The organism is Actinomadura kijaniata, assembly GCF_014138665.1.
Taxonomy (GTDB): Bacteria; Actinomycetota; Actinomycetes; order Streptosporangiales; family Streptosporangiaceae; genus Spirillospora; species Spirillospora kijaniata.
In genome coordinates, this window is record NZ_JACJIA010000001.1 from 1,354,802 (window position 1) to 1,370,699 (window position 15,898).

Here is a 15,898-nt window from a genome sequence, read left to right on the forward strand (position 1 = left end):
CGCGCGGGACGGCGGGGCGCGGCCCGGGACCTTACTTGATCAAGGGCCAGGCCAGTACCGCGGGCACCTTGCGGAACTCGCCGCGGTTGGCCGCCCGCGCCGCGTAGACCAGGAACACCATGATCGCGGCGGTGAAGACCAGCGGCGCCCACACCAGGGGCGCGAACAGCAGCTGGAGCAGCAGACCCGCCACCCACACCACGAGCGACGCGATGCCCATGTTGAGGCCCTGCGCGGCGTGCCGGCGCACGAACGGCGAGCGCGCCCGTCCCAGGTAGACGACCGCCGGGGCGATCACCGCGACCAGGAACTGGCCCACGTACGCCATCAGCGCCCAGGTCTTCTCCTCGTCGCTGACCGGACCGAAGTGGCCGGGCTGCTGCGCGCCCCGGCCCTGCTGAGGCTGCTGCTGCCAGCCGCCCTGGGGCTGCTGCTGCCAGGCGTTGCCCTGCTGCTGCCAGGGCTGCTGCTGCCAGCCGGGCTGCTGACCGGGGCCGGGCTGCGGGGGAGGCCCGTAGGCCATGGGAGGGTCCTCCGAGTTCCTGCGGTGGCTGTTTGCGAAGTGTACGACTACTTCGACGCGCGCGGGGTTCGCAGGTTCCCGCGCGTCGTGGGGGATCCGCCGGGGGAGGTCACCGCCAGGCGTCCGCCAGCACGTCCGGCAGCCGCAACCCGACCGAGGTGAACCGGCCGCCGCGCTCGTCGGGACCGCCGAGGGTGAGGCCCATGGCGCGCAGGAGGTGGTGTCCGTGCCGGCGCTCGATCTCGTGGCCGAGCCCCTCCAGCAGCGCGACCACGTCGGCGGCGGGCTCGTCCAGCAGGTCGATGCCGTCCAGCCGGAACCGCAGCTCGGGGTTGCCGCCCCAGCCGGCGGGGCGCGTGCCGTGGACCTCGCCGAGGCGTTCCACGCCGTCGCCGCCGACCTGCGTGGACACGTGCAGCGAGCCGCGCCCGACCCGCACGCTGCGGTGGTCGTTCCAGCCGCACAGGAACGACGCGCGCGGCGGCGCGGTCCCGACCTGTCCGGCGACCGCGCCCAGGGTGGCCCAGGCGTCGGCGGCGAGCGTGGAGAACAGCAGGTGGTCGTCGGGCAGCACCGCGCCGCGCCCCGGCTCCAGCGTCACCACGAACGGCCGCACCTCGCCGGGGAACCGCGCCGGGTCCGGGTCGCGCAGCGTGACCAGGCCCTCCCACTCCACCGGGTCGGCCACCGCGAACCAGGTGATCTCGGCCTCCACGCCGAGCTCGGCGAAGGTCCGGTCGGTCAGCTTCCATCCGACCAGTTCGCGCAGGTCCTCGGCGTCCTGGGCCAGCCGCCGCCGCCACCAGGCGGGCGCCTCGTCGCGGCGGCCGCGTCCGCTCCACCGCACGCCCTGTCCCGGCAGCTCCCCGGTCTCCGGCTCGCCGTGCTCGGGGAACAGCGTCCACCGCCAGCCGTCCGGCCCGCCGGTCAGCACCACCCGCACGGGCTTGCGTCCGAAGTTCGCCCCCTGTTTCCGCACCCGGCCGACCCTATCCGCCGCGCCGCCCCCGACGACAGCGGATCTTGTGGCGGGTCGGCCGGAGACGCCCCGGAACGTCCCGGACGCGGCTCGCCGGGACACGCCGGTCGTCCCCGGTCCCGCGCCGGTCTGCCGGTACGGTCGGGGGAGCAGTCGTCTGGACGGGGCACGGGCGCCCCGGGGTATCGGAGGTTCGCAGGGTGACGCACTCCGAGCAGGTTCTCCGTACTCCGCGGGAACGGGAGACGGTGAACGGCGCGGTCCGCGCACTGCGCGCGGCCGCCCCGCTCGGCTGGACGAGGCTCGCCCTGGAGTTCCGCGCCACCGTCGGCATCGACAGCGCCCTGTTCGAGATCACCGGCCCGGACGGGGCCGTGCGCGCCGCCACCCCGCCCGGCCGCGCCGTCGGGAGGATGGACGAGCTGCGGCGGGCGATGTACCGGCGCGGCAAGGGCGCCTGGTTCACCGCCCGGCTGGAGGTCGAGCGGTCCGGCCGCTGGACCGTCGAGTTCGACTACGACGCCGAGCCCGACTTCACGCCCCCGCTGCCCCCGGCCGCCTACGCGCAGGACCTGGACCGGTTCCCGCGCGCCGAGGAGCACATCCCCGGCTGGCTGGGCGACAAGCTGCGCAGGGCCCGAGCATCGGGGAACGCGCGGCAGACTTGAGGGGTGCCCGCGACCCTTCCCGATGGTGACCCCGTACCCGCCGACGGGACGCTGCCCCGCAGCGCCCTGACGGGGCTGGGCGAGCGCCCGTTCGCCTTCTACGTGCACGTGCCGTTCTGCGTGACCCGCTGCGGCTACTGCGACTTCAACACCTACACGGCGACCGAGCTGGGCCCCGGCGCGAGCCGCGACTCCTACGCCGACACCGCCGTCGCCGAGGTCCGCATGGCCCGCCGCGTCCTCGGCGACGCCGACCTGCCCGTCCGCACGGTGTTCGTCGGCGGCGGCACGCCCACGCTGCTGCCGACCGGCGACCTCGGGCGGATCCTGAAGGCGATCGACGCCGAGTTCGGCCTGGCCCCGGACGCCGAGGTCACCACCGAGGCCAACCCCGAGACGGTCGACCGGGCCTACCTGGACGGCCTCCGCGAGGCGGGCTTCACCCGCGTGTCCTACGGCATGCAGAGCGCCCGCGAGCACGTGCTGAGGGTGCTGGAGCGCACCCACACCCCCGGCCGGGTCCCGCAGGTCGTGGAGTGGACCCGGCAGGCGGGCTTCGCGCACGTCAACCTCGACCTGATCTACGGCACCCCCGGCGAGAGCGACGACGACTGGCGCGCCTCCCTGGAGGCGGCCCTGGCCTGCGGCCCCGACCACGTCTCGGCGTACGCGCTGATCGTCGAGGAGGGCACCCGGCTGGCCGCCCAGGTCCGCCGCGGCGAGCTGGCCGCCCCCGACGACGACGCGATGGCCGACCGCTACCTGATGGCCGAGCGGATGCTCAGCGACCACGGCCTGACCTGGTACGAGATCTCCAACTGGGCCGCCTCGCCCGACGCGGCCTGCCACCACAACCTGCTCTACTGGACCGGCGCGGACTGGTGGGGCGTCGGCCCCGGCGCGCACAGCCACGTCGGCGGCACCCGCTGGTGGAACGTCAAGCACCCCGCCGCCTACGCCGCCCGCCTCGCCCAGGGCACCACCCCCGCGCACGCCCGCGAGGTCCTGGACGACGAGGACCGCCGCATCGAACGGATCATGCTGGAGCTCCGGCTGGCCGACGGCTGCCCGGCCGACCTGCTGGACGGGGCCGGGGCCCGCCGCGCCGTCGCCGACGGCCTGCTCGAACGGGCCCCCTACGAGGAGGACGGCCGCGCGGTCCTCACCCTGCGCGGCCGCCTCCTCGCCGACGCGGTCGTCCGCGACCTGACCTGAACCGCGGTGAGCTTTGTTTAACATCGCCGTCACATTTCGCGCCGACCGATGCAATAAAGGTTCGAATTAGTGCCTGGGCACTAGTGGCAGTGGGATTTCTGGTCCTGTTTCCCGGTGGTCGGCCGCTGTTAACCTTCGTCGCGTTCCAGTCGGAAATCGCTCAATGGAGGGCGAAAGCGTGACGCAGATTCTTCGCCGTGGCCTGGCCGTCGCGGCCGGGGCGGTGGTGGCCGGGGCCGTGCTGGCGCCGTTGCCCGCTCATGCGGGTACGGATGTCGAGGCGGCGTCGGCACTGGGCAAGAAGACGTTTTCCTACCCCTACTCGAAGGGGTACTGCTTCTATTCGAAGCCGTTGAAGAAGGCGATGAAGGTCCGGGTGTCGGGGAAGTTGCGTTATGTGCGCAACGCCTACAAGTTCAACCGCGGGATCCGGGTGCGTTTCCATGACCCGACGCTGGTGGAGCCGAAGGTGACATTGGCGACGGCGACCAAGTGCTCCGGCGGCCGGGCCGCCAAGGTCTCCAAGGCCAAGGTCGAGCAGCTCTGGTACGACTGGTCCTGCAAGACCAACGTCTCGGTCTTCGTCGGCCTGCCCTGGCAGGCGGGCGTCGGCGCCACCCGCTCGTGCGGCAAGACCAAGCGCGCGCACCGCTCGACCGGTTACGGCGCGGGTTCGGGCTTCGTCCAGCACAACTCGGGCGCGCCGGCCAAGTGGGGCTGGGGCCGCGACGGCAAGGGCATCAAGAAGGGCGGCAGGATCTGCCTGCACGGCGACGGCGCGGCGACCATCTGGTCCGGCAACCGGTCCGACAGCGTGATCAGGGCGCTCGACGTCTGCGTCCCGGCCTCCTACAAGGGCCTGTCGTGATCCGCCGTGGCCTGGCCGTCGCGGCCGGGGCGGTGGTGGCCGGGGCCGTGCTGGCGCCGTTGCCCGCTCATGCGGGTACGGACGTCGGGGCGGCGTCGGCGCTGGGCAAGAAGGCCTTCTCGTACTCCTACTCGGAGGGGTACTGCTTCTATTCGAAGCCGTTGAAGAAGGCGATGAAGGTCCGGGTGTCGGGGAAGTTGCGTTATGTGCGCAACGCCTACAAGTTCAACCGCGGGATCCGGGTGCGTTTCCATGACCCGACGCTGGTGGAGCCGAAGCTCACGCTGGCGACGGCGACCAAGTGCTCCGGTGGCCGGGCCGCCAAGGTCTCCAAGGCCAGGATCCTCCAGCTCTGGTACGACTGGAACTGCAAGTCCTCGGTCGGCGTCGTCCTCGGCCGGGGCAGCCAGTTCGGCGTCAGCCTGAGCGGCACGCGCTCGTGCGGCAGGACCAAGGTCGCCAGCCGCTCGACCGGCTACGGCGCGGGTTCGGGCTTCGTCCAGCACAACACCGGCGCGCCCGTCGGCTGGAGCTGGGGCCGCGACGGCAAGGGCATCAAGAAGGGCGGCAAGATCTGCGTCCGGGGCGACGCGGGCGCCACCATCTGGACCGGCAACCGGTCGGACACGGTCGTCAAGCCGCTGAAGGTCTGCGTCCCGGCCTCCTACAAGGGCCTGTCGTGACGGCGGGTACCGCCGCTTCCCGGGCTCAGCGGAACATCGGCCAGGCCATGAAGGCCGGGAAGCGGTAGTACTCGCCACGGTTGCCCGCGACCGCCGCCAGGATCAGGTAGACGATCATCGCGATCGCCTGGGCCGCGGTGGTGAGGATCCCGACGAGCAGGAAGATCAGGATGATGTTGACGAACATGTACACCAGCTGAGTGATCGCGAAGTTGAGGCCCTGGGCGCCGTGCCAGCGCAGGAACGGGGACTCGTCCTTCTTGATCAGGTAGACCAGCAGCGGCGCCAGGAACCCCAGCAGGAACTGGCCGAGGTGGCACAGCACCGCCCAGGTGCGGTCATCGGAACCGGCCGGGGCGCCGTACCCGTACTGCTGGCCGTGCTGCTGCCCGTACTGCTGGGCGTGGGGCTGCATCTGGCCGTAGCCGGGGGCCTGCCCGTAACCGGCGTACGGGTCGTAGCCGGACTGGGCGTAGCCCTGCTGCCCGTAGTCCTGCTGCCCGTACCCCGGCGGCGCGTAGGGCTGCTGGCCGTACCCCTGCTGCCCGTACCCCGGTTGCTGGTCGTACCCCTGCTGTCCGTAACCCTGCTGGCCATACCCCTGTTGACCGTAACCCTGCTGGTCGTGGCCCTTGTAGGGCTGCTGTTCCTGGCCGGGCCAGCCATGGCCCTGCTGGCCGGGGGTCGGTGGTTGCTGGTCGGGACGTTCCGGCGGGCCTTGCGACATGGCGGGCTCCTCGGTGGAGCGGACGGTGGCCTAGGGGGCGGTCACGAAGTCGATCAGCTCCTCGACCCGGCCCAGCAGGGCCGGCTCCAGGTCGGCGTAGGTCGTCACCGAGCCCAGGATGCGTTTCCAGGCGGCTCCCACGTCATCCCCCCAGCCGAGTGCGGCGAGCACCCCCTCCTTCCAGGGTACGCCGCGAGGGACGCGTGGCCAGGCGTCGATTCCGACGGCCGACGGCTTGACGGCCTCCCACACGTCGACGAACGGGTGCCCGCACACCAGAACGTGCGGCGACGTCACCCGGGCGGCGATCCGGCTCTCCTTGGAGCCCTCCACCAGGTGGTCCACCAGGACGCCCAGCCTGCGCCCCTCGCCGGGCCCGAACTCCTCGACGATGGCGGGCAGGTCGTCCACGCCCTCCAGGTACTCCACCACCACGCCCTCGACGCGCAGGTCGTGGCCCCAGATCTTCTCGACCAGCTCGGCGTCGTGCACGCCCTCCACGTAGATGCGGCTCTCCTCGGCCACCCGCGCCCGCAGCCCCCGCACCGCGACCGACCCCGACGCCGACCGCGCCGGTCCGGCGGGCGCCGCCGCCGGGCGCACCAGCGTCACCGGCCTGCCGTCGATCAGGAAACCCGCCTTGGCCAGCGGGAACACCCGCCGCTTGCCCAAGCGGTCCTCCAGCGTCACGCCGAACTTGTCGCAGGCGACCACCGCGCCGCAGAACCCGCTGGCGGGGTCCTCCGCCACCAGCCCCGGCTCGGCGGGCACCTCGGGGATCTGACCTTTGCGGGGCAGCCGCCAGTTCCCGCCCAGAACGTCGTTTCCGTAGTCCTTGCTCCGCACAGGCCAGCACATTAACCCGCCGGAACGCCGGGACCCGGAAGATCCTCGTCGCCGGGCGTGGCGGACGCCGCACGGGCGCGGCCCTCCAGAGTGGGCCCGCCGGGTCGTACACTTGGCACTCGAAAGTATGGAGTGCCAGTACGGGGGCAGGGGAGGTGACCACGTGCTCGACGACCGGAAACTCGCGGTCCTCCGCGCGATAGTCGAGGACTACGTCTCCACCAACGAGCCGGTCGGCTCCAAGGCCTTGGTGGACCGGCACAGGCTCGGGGTGTCCTCGGCGACCATCCGCAACGACATGGCGGTGCTGGAGGAGCAGGGCTACATCACCCAGCCGCACACCAGCGCCGGGCGGATCCCGACCGACAAGGGCTACCGGCTGTTCGTGGACCGGCTCTCGACCATCAAGCCGCTGTCGGCGGCCGAGCGCCGCGCCATCGAGACGTTCCTCAGCGGCGCCTACGACCTGGACGACGTCGTCGGACGCACGGTGAAGCTGCTGGCGCAGCTGACCCGCCAGGTCGCGGTCGTGCAGTACCCCTCGCTGACCCGCTCGACCGTGCGCCACGTCGAGCTGGTGCCCGTCGCCGTGAACCGGCTCCTGCTGGTGCTGATCACCAACACCGGCCGGGTCGAGCAGCGGGTGATCGAGACCCCCGGCCCGGTGTCGGAGGAGTCGATCGGGCACCTGCGGGCGCTGCTCAACACGTGCCTGGACGGGTGCGGGCTGAGCGAGGTCCCCACGGCCGTGGCGGAGCTGCCCGAGAAGGTGGGCGCCGACGACCGGCCGGTCGTGGCGTCGGTGCTGAGCGTGCTGCTGGAGACCCTGGTGGAGAAGCACGAGGAGAAGATCGTGTTCGCCGGGGCCGCCAACCTCGCGGCGGTGGACTTCTCCCGCAGCCTGCGCGACGTGCTGGAGGCGCTGGAGGAACAGGTGGTGCTGATGCGCTTGCTCGGTGAGGCCGGAGACTCCTCTAGTGTTACGGTGCGGATCGGCACCGAGAATCCCGACGAGGGACTCCGATCGACCTCGGTGGTCGTCGCCGACTACGGCGTCGGCGACCACACTCTGGCCCGGCTGGGAGTGCTCGGGCCGACACGCATGGACTACCCCGGCACGATGGGAGCGGTACGGGCAGTGGCACGCTACGTGGGACAGATCCTGGCGGGGTCGTAAGTGGCCAACGACTACTACGCGACCCTCGGCGTCGGCCGTGACGCCACGGCCGACGAGATCAAGAAGGCCTACCGGCGGCTGGCGCGCGAACTCCACCCGGACGTCAATCCGGATCCGGAGACCCAGGAGAAGTTCAAGGAGATCACCCAGGCCTACGAGGTGCTCTCCGACCCGCAGAAGCGGGAGATGTACGACCTGGGGGCCGACCCGTTCGCGCGGGGCGGCGCGGGGGCCGGCGGCGGCTTCGGCGGCGCGGGCTTCCCGTTCAGCGACATCATGGACGCCTTCTTCGGCACCGCCACCGCGCGCGGCCCGCGCAGCCGCGCCCGGCGGGGCCGCAACGCCACGCTGCGCGTCGAGCTGGACCTGAACGAGACGGCGTTCGGCACCACGCGCGAGCTGACGATCGACACGGCGGTGCTGTGCGAGACCTGCCACGGCGACGGCACCGCGCCCGGCAGCCACCCCGAGACGTGCGAGACCTGTCACGGGCGCGGCGAGGTCCAGCAGGTGCAGCGGTCGTTCCTCGGCCAGGTCATGACGGCCCGGCCGTGCCCGACCTGCGGCGGCTTCGGCAGCATCATCCGGCACCCGTGCTCGGAGTGCTCCGGCGACGGACGGGTCCGCACCCGCCGCACCGTCAAGGTCAAGATCCCGGCGGGCGTGGAGAACGGCATCCACATCCAGCTCGCCGGGGAGGGCGAGGTCGGCCCCGGCGGCGGCCCGCCCGGCGACCTGTTCCTGGAGATCGTCGAACGGCCGCACCCGATCTTCGAGCGGGAGGGCGACGACCTGCACTGCACCGTCGAGATCCCGATGACGGCCGCCGCGCTCGGCACCACCGTCACCGTGGAGACCCTGGACGGTCCCGAGGACGTCGACATCAAGCCCGGCACCCAGTCCGGCCAGGTGATCACCATGTACGGGCGGGGCGTGCGGCACCTCAACGAGAGCGGCCGCGGCGACCTGCTGATCCACATCAACGTGGAGACGCCGACCAAGCTGGACGAGGAGCAGGAGGAGCTGCTGCGCCGGCTCGCCAAGCTGCGCGGCGAGGAGCGGCCGCCGGGCAAGTTCGCGCCCGGCCACCGCAGCGGCGTGTTCTCGCGTCTCAAGGACGTGTTCAACCAGCACTGAAGAGAGACCGTGGCGGCCTATCACGAAGGCCGCCACGGGACGCCCCCGCCGCGTTGAGGGACCTCCCCCGCGCGGCGGGGTTTTCCGTATGAGGGGGTTTCATGAGTCCGCCGGTGTTCCTGGCCGAGGACGGCCTGCCCGACAGCGGCACGGTGGTCCTGGACGGCCCTGAGGGGCGGCACGCCGCGACCGTGCGGCGGATCGGCCCGGGGGAGCGGGTCGATCTCACCGACGGGGCCGGGACGCTCGCCGAGTGCGTGGTGACGTCCGCCGCCAAGGCGTCGCTCACCCTGGAGGTGCTGTCGCGGCGCGTGGACCCGGCGCCCAGCCCCCGCCTGGTGGTCGTGCAGGCCCTGCCCAAGGGCGACCGGGGCGAGCTGGCCGTGGAGACCATGACCGAGGTGGGCGTCGACGTGATCGTTCCGTGGTCGGCGTCGCGCAGCATCACCCAGTGGCGGCCCGAACGCCGCGACAAGGCGCTCGGCCGCTGGCGCACCGCCGCCCGCGAGGCCGCCAAGCAGGCCCGCCGCAGCCGCTTCCCCGAGGTCGCCGAGCTGGAGTCCACCAGGCAGGTGGCGCGGCGCGTCGCGGCGGCGTCCCGCGCGGTGGTCCTGCACGAGGAGGCCACCGAGCGGCTCAGCGCGCTGGAGCCGCCCGCCGGCGGCGACATCGTGGTGATCGTCGGCCCGGAGGGCGGGATCGCGGACGACGAGATCGCCGCGTTCACCGCGGCGGGCGGACGGACGGCGCTGCTGGGGCCGACCGTGCTGCGCACGTCCACGGCCGGCGTCGCGGCGGCGGCGGTCCTGCTCGCCGCGACCGGCCGCTGGTAGCGGGCAGGCGGCGGCGACCGTCCGCCGGCGGGGGCCGGACGGCGGGAACGGCAGGGGGGATCAGGGGTTGGCGGGGGCGTCCGGCTGCTGGCTGGAGTCCGTCGTCGGGGACTCGCTCGGGGCCGGGGTCGTGGGGTCCGTCGAGGTGGACGGGGTCGGCGTCACCGACGGGGTCGGCGTCGCCGTGGTCGGCGGCGGCGTGGTCGGGCAGGGCGAGCCCGACGGGGAGGCGCCGGTGGGGGAGCCGCCGGTGGCGGAGGTCTGGTCGGCCGGCGTTCCGGAGGTCTCCGCCGGGCCGCACGTGGCGGTGCCCGACGACGAGGGCTGCGACGAGGACGGGGAGCTGGTCGGCACGCCGCTGCCGTCGGTGCCGGAGGAGGAGCTCGGCTGGCCGGGGCCCGACGGGCTCAGCGTGCCCGTGCCGGATCCGCCGGGGTGGCCGGGACCGCCGTCGTCGGAGTGGCCGTTGCCGCTGACGGTCCGTTCGATCAGGCCGATGGTCTCCGGGGCCGAGACCCCGAGACCGGCGATCACCACGGCCGCGCCGACCGCCAGCAGCGGACGGGACCAGGTGGCGGTGAACCACTCCCAGCCGAACCGGCGGCTCCGGCGGTCGGCGATCCGGGTCCGGATGATCTCCAGGCCCTCGGCCGAGGGGCTGACCGTCTCCGCCTCCGCGTTCAGGGCCCGGCGCAGCACCTCGCCGAGCTCGTCGTGGGGGTCGGTGGTCATGAGAACTGCTCCAGGACGTTGCGTAGCGCGGCCATCCCGCGGGCGGTGTGGCTCTTGACCGCCCCCCGGGATATGCCCATGGTCTGGGCGATCTCCGCTTCTGACAAATCGGCGTAGTAGCGCAGGACGAGCGCCTCGCGCTGACGCGCGGGAAGCCGGTGCAGCGCCGCGACCACCGCCGAGCGCTCCAGCTCGCCGATGGCCCCGGCCTCCGCGCTGGGCGCGTCGGGCAGGCCCTTGGGCGCGTACTTCTCCACGACCGCGCGGTGCCGCAGCACCGAACGCGATCGGTTCACCACGGCCTGGCGCAGGTAGGAGAGGGCCTTGTCGGGGTCGCGCAGGCGACGCCACCCGCCGTGCATGGCGACGAACGCGTCCTGGACGACCTCCTCGGCCGTCCCGACGTCACGCACCAGCATGGCGGCGAGTCGCACCAGCGAGCGGTAGTTGGCGCTGTAGAGCGCCGTCACCGCCTGGTCGGCGTCCCAGGCGACGGCCACCGTTCCCGCTGTGCCCCTGGCCACGAGGGTCTCGGTCACGTCAGTTGGACGCGCACCCTCGTCGTCCGGTTTACGAAAGGGCATCTTCTGCTTGCCTCGGTCACCTATCCGCCGCCGTGCCGCCCCCGGGACCGTCCATTCGCATGGTCGCCCCCGGATTCGGCGTGAGTGAACAGGCGGGCCCCGGCCGAGCGACGCCGGTGGCCGAACGGTACGTACGCGCGTCGGGGGGAACGCCTGAATTGCCAACCTTAGCCAGTGAACGGGGCGCATGCGGCCGATCCGGCCCAGATTGATCAGCGCGACCTTACCGGGGGGCGCACCGCGCTGTGAACGTCCTGTCGGGCCGGGACCGGCGGCCGGGCGCGGCCGTCCGGCCGCCCAGACCCGCCCCCGATAGGATCCGCCTCGTCCGTACGCTGGGAGGAGACCGATGACGGCATCGGAGAGCGACTGCCTGTTCTGCAAGATCGTGGCCGGTGAGGTGCCCGCCACGATCGTCCGGGAGTCGGCGGGCGCCGTCGCGTTCCGCGACATCAACCCGCAGGCCCCCACGCACGTGCTGGTGATCCCGCGCGCCCACCACCCGACCGTCGGCGAGCTGGCCGCCGCCGACGCCGAACTGCTGGCCGAGGTGCTGCGCGAGGCGCACCAGGTCGCGGTGGACGAGGGCGTCGCCGGCAACGGCTACCGCGTGGTCTTCAACACCGGGGCGCAGGCGGGCCAGACCGTCTTCCACGTGCACGCGCACGTGCTGGGCGGCCGCGGCCTCAACTGGCCGCCCGGCTGATCCGGGGCCGGCGGATCCGCGGCCCCGCCGGGGCCGCGGCGCGGGAAAATGCGGAGACGGGACGCCGGGGCGGCCCAGTACCATGGAGACGACACACGCTGGACACCCGGAGCAGACAGAAGGCAGGTCGGAGAGGCCGCAAGGCCCGGCTGATGGTCGAATCAACTTCCGCGGGACGCGCTGGAGGCGACGGCGCCAGGTCCCAGATCAAGATCGTGGTGCCGGACGACCACTCGATGGTGGGCCTGCTGGGCTCCCGGGACGAGTTGCTCCACGTCATCGAACGCGCGTTCCACAGCGACATCCACGTGCGCGGCAACGAGATCACCGTGACCGGCCCCGAGGGCGAGAGCGAACTCGTCTCCCGACTGTTCGAGGAGCTCATCGCCCTGCTGAAGCGCGGGACCCAGCTCACCCCTGACGCCGTGGAGCGAAGCCTGGCGATGCTGCGCAACCAGACCGACGAGCGCCCGGCCGAGGTGCTCACCCTCGACATCCTGTCCGGCCGCGGCCGGACCATCCGGCCCAAGACGCTCAACCAGAAGAAGTACGTCGATGCGATCGACGAGCACACGATCGTGTTCGGCATCGGCCCGGCGGGCACCGGCAAGACCTACCTGGCCATGGCCAAGGCGGTCAAGGCGCTCCAGGACAAGCAGGTCAACCGGATCATCCTGACCCGGCCGGCGGTGGAGGCGGGCGAGCGCCTCGGCTTCCTGCCCGGCACCCTGTACGAGAAGATCGACCCGTACCTGCGGCCGCTGTACGACGCGCTGCACGACATGGTCGACCCCGACTCGATCCCGCGCCTGATGGCCGCCGGGACCATCGAGGTCGCCCCGCTGGCGTACATGCGCGGCCGGACCCTGAACGACTCGTTCATCATCCTGGACGAGGCGCAGAACACCTCGCCCGAGCAGATGAAGATGTTCCTGACGCGGCTGGGGTTCGGGTCCAAGGTCGTGGTCACCGGCGACGTCACCCAGGTGGACCTGCCCAACGGGCAGCAGAGCGGCCTGTCGGTGGTCCAGGGCATCCTGGACGGGGTCGACGACATCTTCTTCTGCCGGCTGAACAGCCACGACGTGGTCCGGCACAAGCTGGTGACCGACATCGTGGACGCCTACAACCGCTACGACGCGGAGAAGGTGCCGGAGTTCAAGCAGGGGGGCGCGGGCCGTAACGGTGCGGGCCGCAAGCGGGGGCGTTAGACACACATGAGCATCGAGGTCGTGAACGAGTCGGGCGCCGAGGTCGACGAGGAGAACCTCGCGGCCCTGGCCCGGCACGCGCTGGACGCGTTGCGCGTCAGTCCGCTGGCGGAGCTGTCGCTGCTGCTGGTGGACGAGGAGGCGATGACCGAGCTCCACGTCAGGTGGATGGACGAGCCCGGGCCGACGGACGTGCTGTCGTTCCCCATGGACGAGCTGCGGCCCGGCCAGATGGACGGCGGCGCCGACGAGGACGGCGAGCTGGACCCGGCGCTGCTGGGCGACGTGGTGCTGTGCCCGGCGGTCGCCGAGCGGCAGGCCAAGGAGGCCGGGCACGGCACGCGGGACGAGCTGGAGCTGCTCACCGTGCACGGCATCCTGCACCTGCTCGGCTTCGACCACGCCGAGCCCGAGGAGCACAAGGAGATGTTCGGGCTCCAGGCCGAACTGCTCACGTCCTGGCGGGACGAGCGCGGCCGGTCGTGAGCACGACGCAGTGGTGGCTGCTGGTCATCGCGGTCGCGCTGGTGTTCGCGGCCGGACTGCTGGCGGCGACGGAGGCCGCGCTGGCGCGGGTGTCGCGGGTGCGCGTGGAGGAGCTGGTCCGCGAGGACCGGCGCGGCGCGCGCAGGCTGGCGGCCGTGGTCGCCGACCCGGCCCGCTACCTCAACATGGTGCTGCTGCTGCGGATCAGCTGCGAGCTGGTCGCCACGGTGATCGTGGCGGACCTGTGCATCGGCTGGCTGGACGAGGGCTGGTCGGCGTACGTCACCGCCGCCGCGATCATGATCGTGGTGAGCTATGTCGCGGTCGGCGTCGGACCCCGCACGCTGGGCATCCAGCACGCCGACCGGTTCGCGCTGGCGGGCGCGGGGTTCATCCACCCGGTGACGCGGGTGTTCGGGCCGCTGCCCCGGCTGCTGATCCTGCTGGGCAACGCGCTGACGCCCGGCAAGGGGTTCCGCGAGGGCCCGTTCGCCTCCGAGGCCGAGCTGCGCGACCTGGTGGACCTGGCCGAGCAGCGCAGCCTGATCGAGCCGGACGAGCGCCAGATGATCCACTCGGTGTTCGAGCTGGGCGACACCCTGGTGCGCGAGGTGATGGTGCCGCGCACCGACATCGTGTTCATCGAGCGCCACAAGACGCTGCGGCAGGCGATGTCGCTGGCGCTGCGCAGCGGGTTCTCGCGCATCCCCGTGGTGGGGGAGAACGAGGACGACGTGATCGGCATCGCCTACCTCAAGGACGTGGTGCGCCGCGTCCACGAGCACCGCGAGGGCGAGTCGGTCGAGACGGTCGAGTCGGTGATGCGGACGGCGACCTACGTCCCCGACTCCAAGCCGATCGACGAGCTGCTGCGCGAGATGCAGGCGCGGCAGATCCACCTGGCCATCGTGATCGACGAGTACGGCGGCACCGCCGGGCTGGTCACCATCGAGGACATCCTGGAGGAGATCGTCGGGGAGATCACCGACGAGTACGACGTGGAGATCCCGCCCGTGCAGTGGCTGCGGGAGGCGCGGGAGGCGCGGGTCACCGCGCGGCTGCCGGTGGAGGACCTGGCCGAGCTGTTCGACGTGGAGATCGACGCGGCCGAGGTGGACACCGTCGGCGGGCTGCTGGCGCACGCCCTCGGCCGGGTGCCGATCGCGGGCTCCACGGCCGTGGTCGCGGGCCTGTCGCTGACGGCCGAGAGCATCGCCGGGCGCCGCAACCGGATCGGCACGGTGCTGGCGCGGCGCGTCGAGCTGGACGACATGCCCGTCCACAACGGTGAAACCGCTGTTTGACGGGGCCTACCCGCCCAGACCGCGACGTTAAACGACACCGCCCCCCTGGGAACGATCTTGCGGGTCGAGGATTCGGGGGGACCTCATGACGCGCAGGGCTCGGTGGGCGCTGCCGCTGGTGGCGCTGGGGGCGTCGGCGGCGGTGGCGGGCTGCGGGACGACACGGGCGACGTCGGCGGCGCGGGAACGGCCGGAGGCGGCGATGACCGCCGCGCTGCCGACGGCCCGCGAGGTGCCGAAGGGCTGGCTGCCCGCCGAACGCCAGCGCGTGCTCGAGGGGATCCGCCCCACCGACCCCGACTGCGCGCGGCTGCTGCGGCTGGCCGACGCGGACGGCGACCGGGGGCCGCGCGGCCTGCGGAACGCGCCGCAGGCGCACGCGGTGTACTACCTGCCCGATCCGGGCGCGACCCTGGCCGCGCGCGTCTTCCGGCTGCCGCCGGGCGACGCGGCCGCGCGCCTGGCCGAGGCCCGCGCCGCCATCGCCGGATGCCCCCGGCTGGGCATGGAGGTCGGCGACGACCGCGAGGTGCGGCTGCGGCGGGTCCGGCCGCCCCGCCCCGGGCGCCTGCTCCCCGACCAGGTCGGGGTCCGCTACCTGCACGGCTCGGGCGGGCGGCGGGCCGGGCTGGACGTGCTGGTGGCGCGGGCCGGGGACGACCTGCTGGTGGTGGCGGCCCCCGGCGCGTTCGGCGGGGGCGGCGCGAGGCTCATCGAGCGGGCCGAGGCGCGGGCGCTGCGCAAGCTGCGGGCCGCGCACCGGCGCGGGGCGGCGGCGCCCACGGCCCCGGCCCCGTGATCACGTGAGGGTCGCGCGCAGCGACCCGTCGGGCCCGGCCACGAACACCGGGGCCTTGGCGCCCAGGTCCCGCACCGCCGCGACGTCGGCCTCGGCGGCGGTGTCGCCGGCGGTCACCAGCGCGGCGGCCTCCAGGTCCTCCGCGCCGCTGGAGACGGCCATGGCCACGGCGACCTGGAGCGCCGACAGCTTCAGCGACGGCAGGTCCACACTGGTGGCGGCGTAGGTCCGCCCGGTCTCGTCCCGCACGGCCGCCCCCTCGGCGGCCCCGTTCCGGGCCCGCGACGACCGCGCCAACGTAATGATCTTCTCGTCCTCGGGATTCACGCGTCCCAGCGTAGTGACCCGCGGCGGGGCCGCTCGCGGGCGGTCGCAAGTCGGCGGCAAGTGGGTGGCAAGTCGGTGGCAAGCGGGCGGCAA

Annotated in this window: 19 protein-coding genes; 12 read left to right on the forward strand and 7 right to left on the reverse strand. The window is 72.9% G+C overall.

Annotated features, from left to right (window positions below):
• Window positions 1–31: 31 nt before the first annotated feature.
• Window positions 32–523, reverse strand: a complete 492-nt coding sequence (locus HNR61_RS06440; protein WP_182842083.1) for a DUF4870 domain-containing protein — start codon at window positions 521–523, stop codon at window positions 32–34.
• A 109-nt stretch (window positions 524–632) separates the two neighbouring features.
• Window positions 633–1,502, reverse strand: coding sequence for a hypothetical protein (locus HNR61_RS06445; protein WP_182842084.1), 870 nt, complete (start codon window positions 1,500–1,502; stop codon window positions 633–635).
• Window positions 1,503–1,702: 200 nt separating this feature from the next.
• On the opposite strand from HNR61_RS06445, the gene HNR61_RS06450 reads away from it, so the two are divergent.
• The 4 genes from HNR61_RS06450 to HNR61_RS06465 all read left to right on the forward strand — a co-directional run bounded on the left by HNR61_RS06450 (window position 1,703) and on the right by HNR61_RS06465 (window position 4,936).
• Entirely contained in the window at window positions 1,703–2,170 is a 468-nt protein-coding gene (locus tag HNR61_RS06450; protein WP_182842085.1) for a hypothetical protein, read from the forward strand.
• Between the two features lie 3 nt (window positions 2,171–2,173).
• Window positions 2,174–3,385 carry a radical SAM family heme chaperone HemW gene (gene hemW / locus HNR61_RS06455; protein WP_182842086.1) on the forward strand — a complete coding sequence of 404 codons (1,212 nt, stop codon included), beginning with the start codon at window positions 2,174–2,176 and terminating at the stop codon, window positions 3,383–3,385.
• A gap of 178 nt (window positions 3,386–3,563) precedes the next feature.
• Window positions 3,564–4,253 (forward strand): hypothetical protein, encoded by a 690-nt coding sequence (locus tag HNR61_RS06460; protein WP_182842087.1) that lies wholly within the window; start codon window positions 3,564–3,566, stop codon window positions 4,251–4,253.
• Window positions 4,250–4,936, forward strand: a complete 687-nt coding sequence (locus tag HNR61_RS06465; RefSeq protein ID WP_182842088.1) for a hypothetical protein — start codon at window positions 4,250–4,252, stop codon at window positions 4,934–4,936. Before HNR61_RS06460 ends, HNR61_RS06465 begins: the two co-directional genes overlap by 4 nt.
• A gap of 25 nt (window positions 4,937–4,961) precedes the next feature.
• Here the strand turns inward: HNR61_RS06465 and HNR61_RS06470 are convergent, their stop codons facing one another.
• Both HNR61_RS06470 and HNR61_RS06475 read right to left on the reverse strand, forming a co-directional pair.
• Window positions 4,962–5,663, reverse strand: a complete 702-nt coding sequence (locus tag HNR61_RS06470) for a DUF4870 domain-containing protein (protein WP_182842089.1) — start codon at window positions 5,661–5,663, stop codon at window positions 4,962–4,964.
• Between the two features lie 30 nt (window positions 5,664–5,693).
• Window positions 5,694–6,509, reverse strand: coding sequence for a DUF3097 domain-containing protein (locus HNR61_RS06475; protein ID WP_312897786.1), 816 nt, complete (start codon window positions 6,507–6,509; stop codon window positions 5,694–5,696).
• A 163-nt stretch (window positions 6,510–6,672) separates the two neighbouring features.
• On the opposite strand from HNR61_RS06475, the gene hrcA reads away from it, so the two are divergent.
• The 3 genes from hrcA to HNR61_RS06490 all read left to right on the forward strand — a co-directional run bounded on the left by hrcA (window position 6,673) and on the right by HNR61_RS06490 (window position 9,656).
• Window positions 6,673–7,686, forward strand: coding sequence for a heat-inducible transcriptional repressor HrcA (hrcA, locus tag HNR61_RS06480; protein ID WP_067831309.1), 1,014 nt, complete (start codon window positions 6,673–6,675; stop codon window positions 7,684–7,686).
• Window positions 7,687–8,823, forward strand: a complete 1,137-nt coding sequence (dnaJ, locus tag HNR61_RS06485; RefSeq protein ID WP_182842091.1) for a molecular chaperone DnaJ — start codon at window positions 7,687–7,689, stop codon at window positions 8,821–8,823.
• A gap of 101 nt (window positions 8,824–8,924) precedes the next feature.
• On the forward strand, window positions 8,925–9,656 hold the full coding sequence (locus HNR61_RS06490; protein WP_182842092.1) for a 16S rRNA (uracil(1498)-N(3))-methyltransferase: 732 nt from the start codon (window positions 8,925–8,927) through the stop codon (window positions 9,654–9,656).
• 60 nt (window positions 9,657–9,716) lie between these two features.
• Here HNR61_RS06490 and HNR61_RS06495 read toward each other — a convergent pair whose 3' ends face one another.
• The gene (locus HNR61_RS06495) at window positions 9,717–10,388 is read right to left on the reverse strand and encodes a hypothetical protein (protein ID WP_182842093.1); all 672 of its coding nucleotides are present in this window, start codon (window positions 10,386–10,388) and stop codon (window positions 9,717–9,719) included.
• Window positions 10,385–10,972, reverse strand: coding sequence for a SigE family RNA polymerase sigma factor (locus tag HNR61_RS06500; RefSeq protein WP_067831302.1), 588 nt, complete (start codon window positions 10,970–10,972; stop codon window positions 10,385–10,387). The genes HNR61_RS06495 and HNR61_RS06500 overlap by 4 nt, the downstream gene beginning before the upstream one ends.
• A gap of 349 nt (window positions 10,973–11,321) precedes the next feature.
• On the opposite strand from HNR61_RS06500, the gene HNR61_RS06505 reads away from it, so the two are divergent.
• The 5 genes from HNR61_RS06505 (at window position 11,322) to HNR61_RS06525 (ending at window position 15,478) form a co-directional block, all read left to right on the forward strand.
• Window positions 11,322–11,678, forward strand: coding sequence for a histidine triad nucleotide-binding protein (locus HNR61_RS06505; RefSeq protein ID WP_182842094.1), 357 nt, complete (start codon window positions 11,322–11,324; stop codon window positions 11,676–11,678).
• Between the two features lie 152 nt (window positions 11,679–11,830).
• Window positions 11,831–12,889, forward strand: a complete 1,059-nt coding sequence (locus HNR61_RS06510; protein WP_182842095.1) for a PhoH family protein — start codon at window positions 11,831–11,833, stop codon at window positions 12,887–12,889.
• Between the two features lie 6 nt (window positions 12,890–12,895).
• A complete protein-coding gene (gene ybeY / locus HNR61_RS06515) occupies window positions 12,896–13,375 on the forward strand; it encodes an rRNA maturation RNase YbeY (RefSeq protein ID WP_182842096.1) in 480 nt (159 codons plus the stop codon).
• The gene (locus HNR61_RS06520; RefSeq protein WP_182842097.1) at window positions 13,372–14,679 is read left to right on the forward strand and encodes a hemolysin family protein; all 1,308 of its coding nucleotides are present in this window, start codon (window positions 13,372–13,374) and stop codon (window positions 14,677–14,679) included. The genes ybeY and HNR61_RS06520 overlap by 4 nt, the downstream gene beginning before the upstream one ends.
• An 85-nt stretch (window positions 14,680–14,764) precedes the next feature.
• On the forward strand, window positions 14,765–15,478 hold the full coding sequence (locus tag HNR61_RS06525; RefSeq protein ID WP_182842098.1) for a hypothetical protein: 714 nt from the start codon (window positions 14,765–14,767) through the stop codon (window positions 15,476–15,478).
• On the opposite strand, the gene HNR61_RS06530 is transcribed toward HNR61_RS06525, so the two are convergent.
• Complete coding sequence (locus tag HNR61_RS06530) at window positions 15,479–15,814, reverse strand: cytidine deaminase-like protein (RefSeq protein ID WP_182842327.1); 336 nt, start codon at window positions 15,812–15,814, stop codon at window positions 15,479–15,481.
• Between the last annotated feature and the right edge of the window lie 84 nt (window positions 15,815–15,898).

Coding starts and splice junctions, on each gene's coding strand:
- HNR61_RS06500 (WP_067831302.1), bottom strand. CDS start 10,972: ATGCCCTTTCGTAAACCGGACGACGAGGGTGCGCGTCCAACTGACGTG.
- HNR61_RS06510 (WP_182842095.1), top strand. CDS start 11,831: ATGGTCGAATCAACTTCCGCGGGACGCGCTGGAGGCGACGGCGCCAGG.
- HNR61_RS06440 (WP_182842083.1), bottom strand. CDS start 523: ATGGCCTACGGGCCTCCCCCGCAGCCCGGCCCCGGTCAGCAGCCCGGC.
- HNR61_RS06470 (WP_182842089.1), bottom strand. CDS start 5,663: ATGTCGCAAGGCCCGCCGGAACGTCCCGACCAGCAACCACCGACCCCC.
- HNR61_RS06495 (WP_182842093.1), bottom strand. CDS start 10,388: ATGACCACCGACCCCCACGACGAGCTCGGCGAGGTGCTGCGCCGGGCC.
- HNR61_RS06505 (WP_182842094.1), top strand. CDS start 11,322: ATGACGGCATCGGAGAGCGACTGCCTGTTCTGCAAGATCGTGGCCGGT.
- ybeY (WP_182842096.1), top strand. CDS start 12,896: ATGAGCATCGAGGTCGTGAACGAGTCGGGCGCCGAGGTCGACGAGGAG.
- HNR61_RS06525 (WP_182842098.1), top strand. CDS start 14,765: ATGACGCGCAGGGCTCGGTGGGCGCTGCCGCTGGTGGCGCTGGGGGCG.
- HNR61_RS06490 (WP_182842092.1), top strand. CDS start 8,925: ATGAGTCCGCCGGTGTTCCTGGCCGAGGACGGCCTGCCCGACAGCGGC.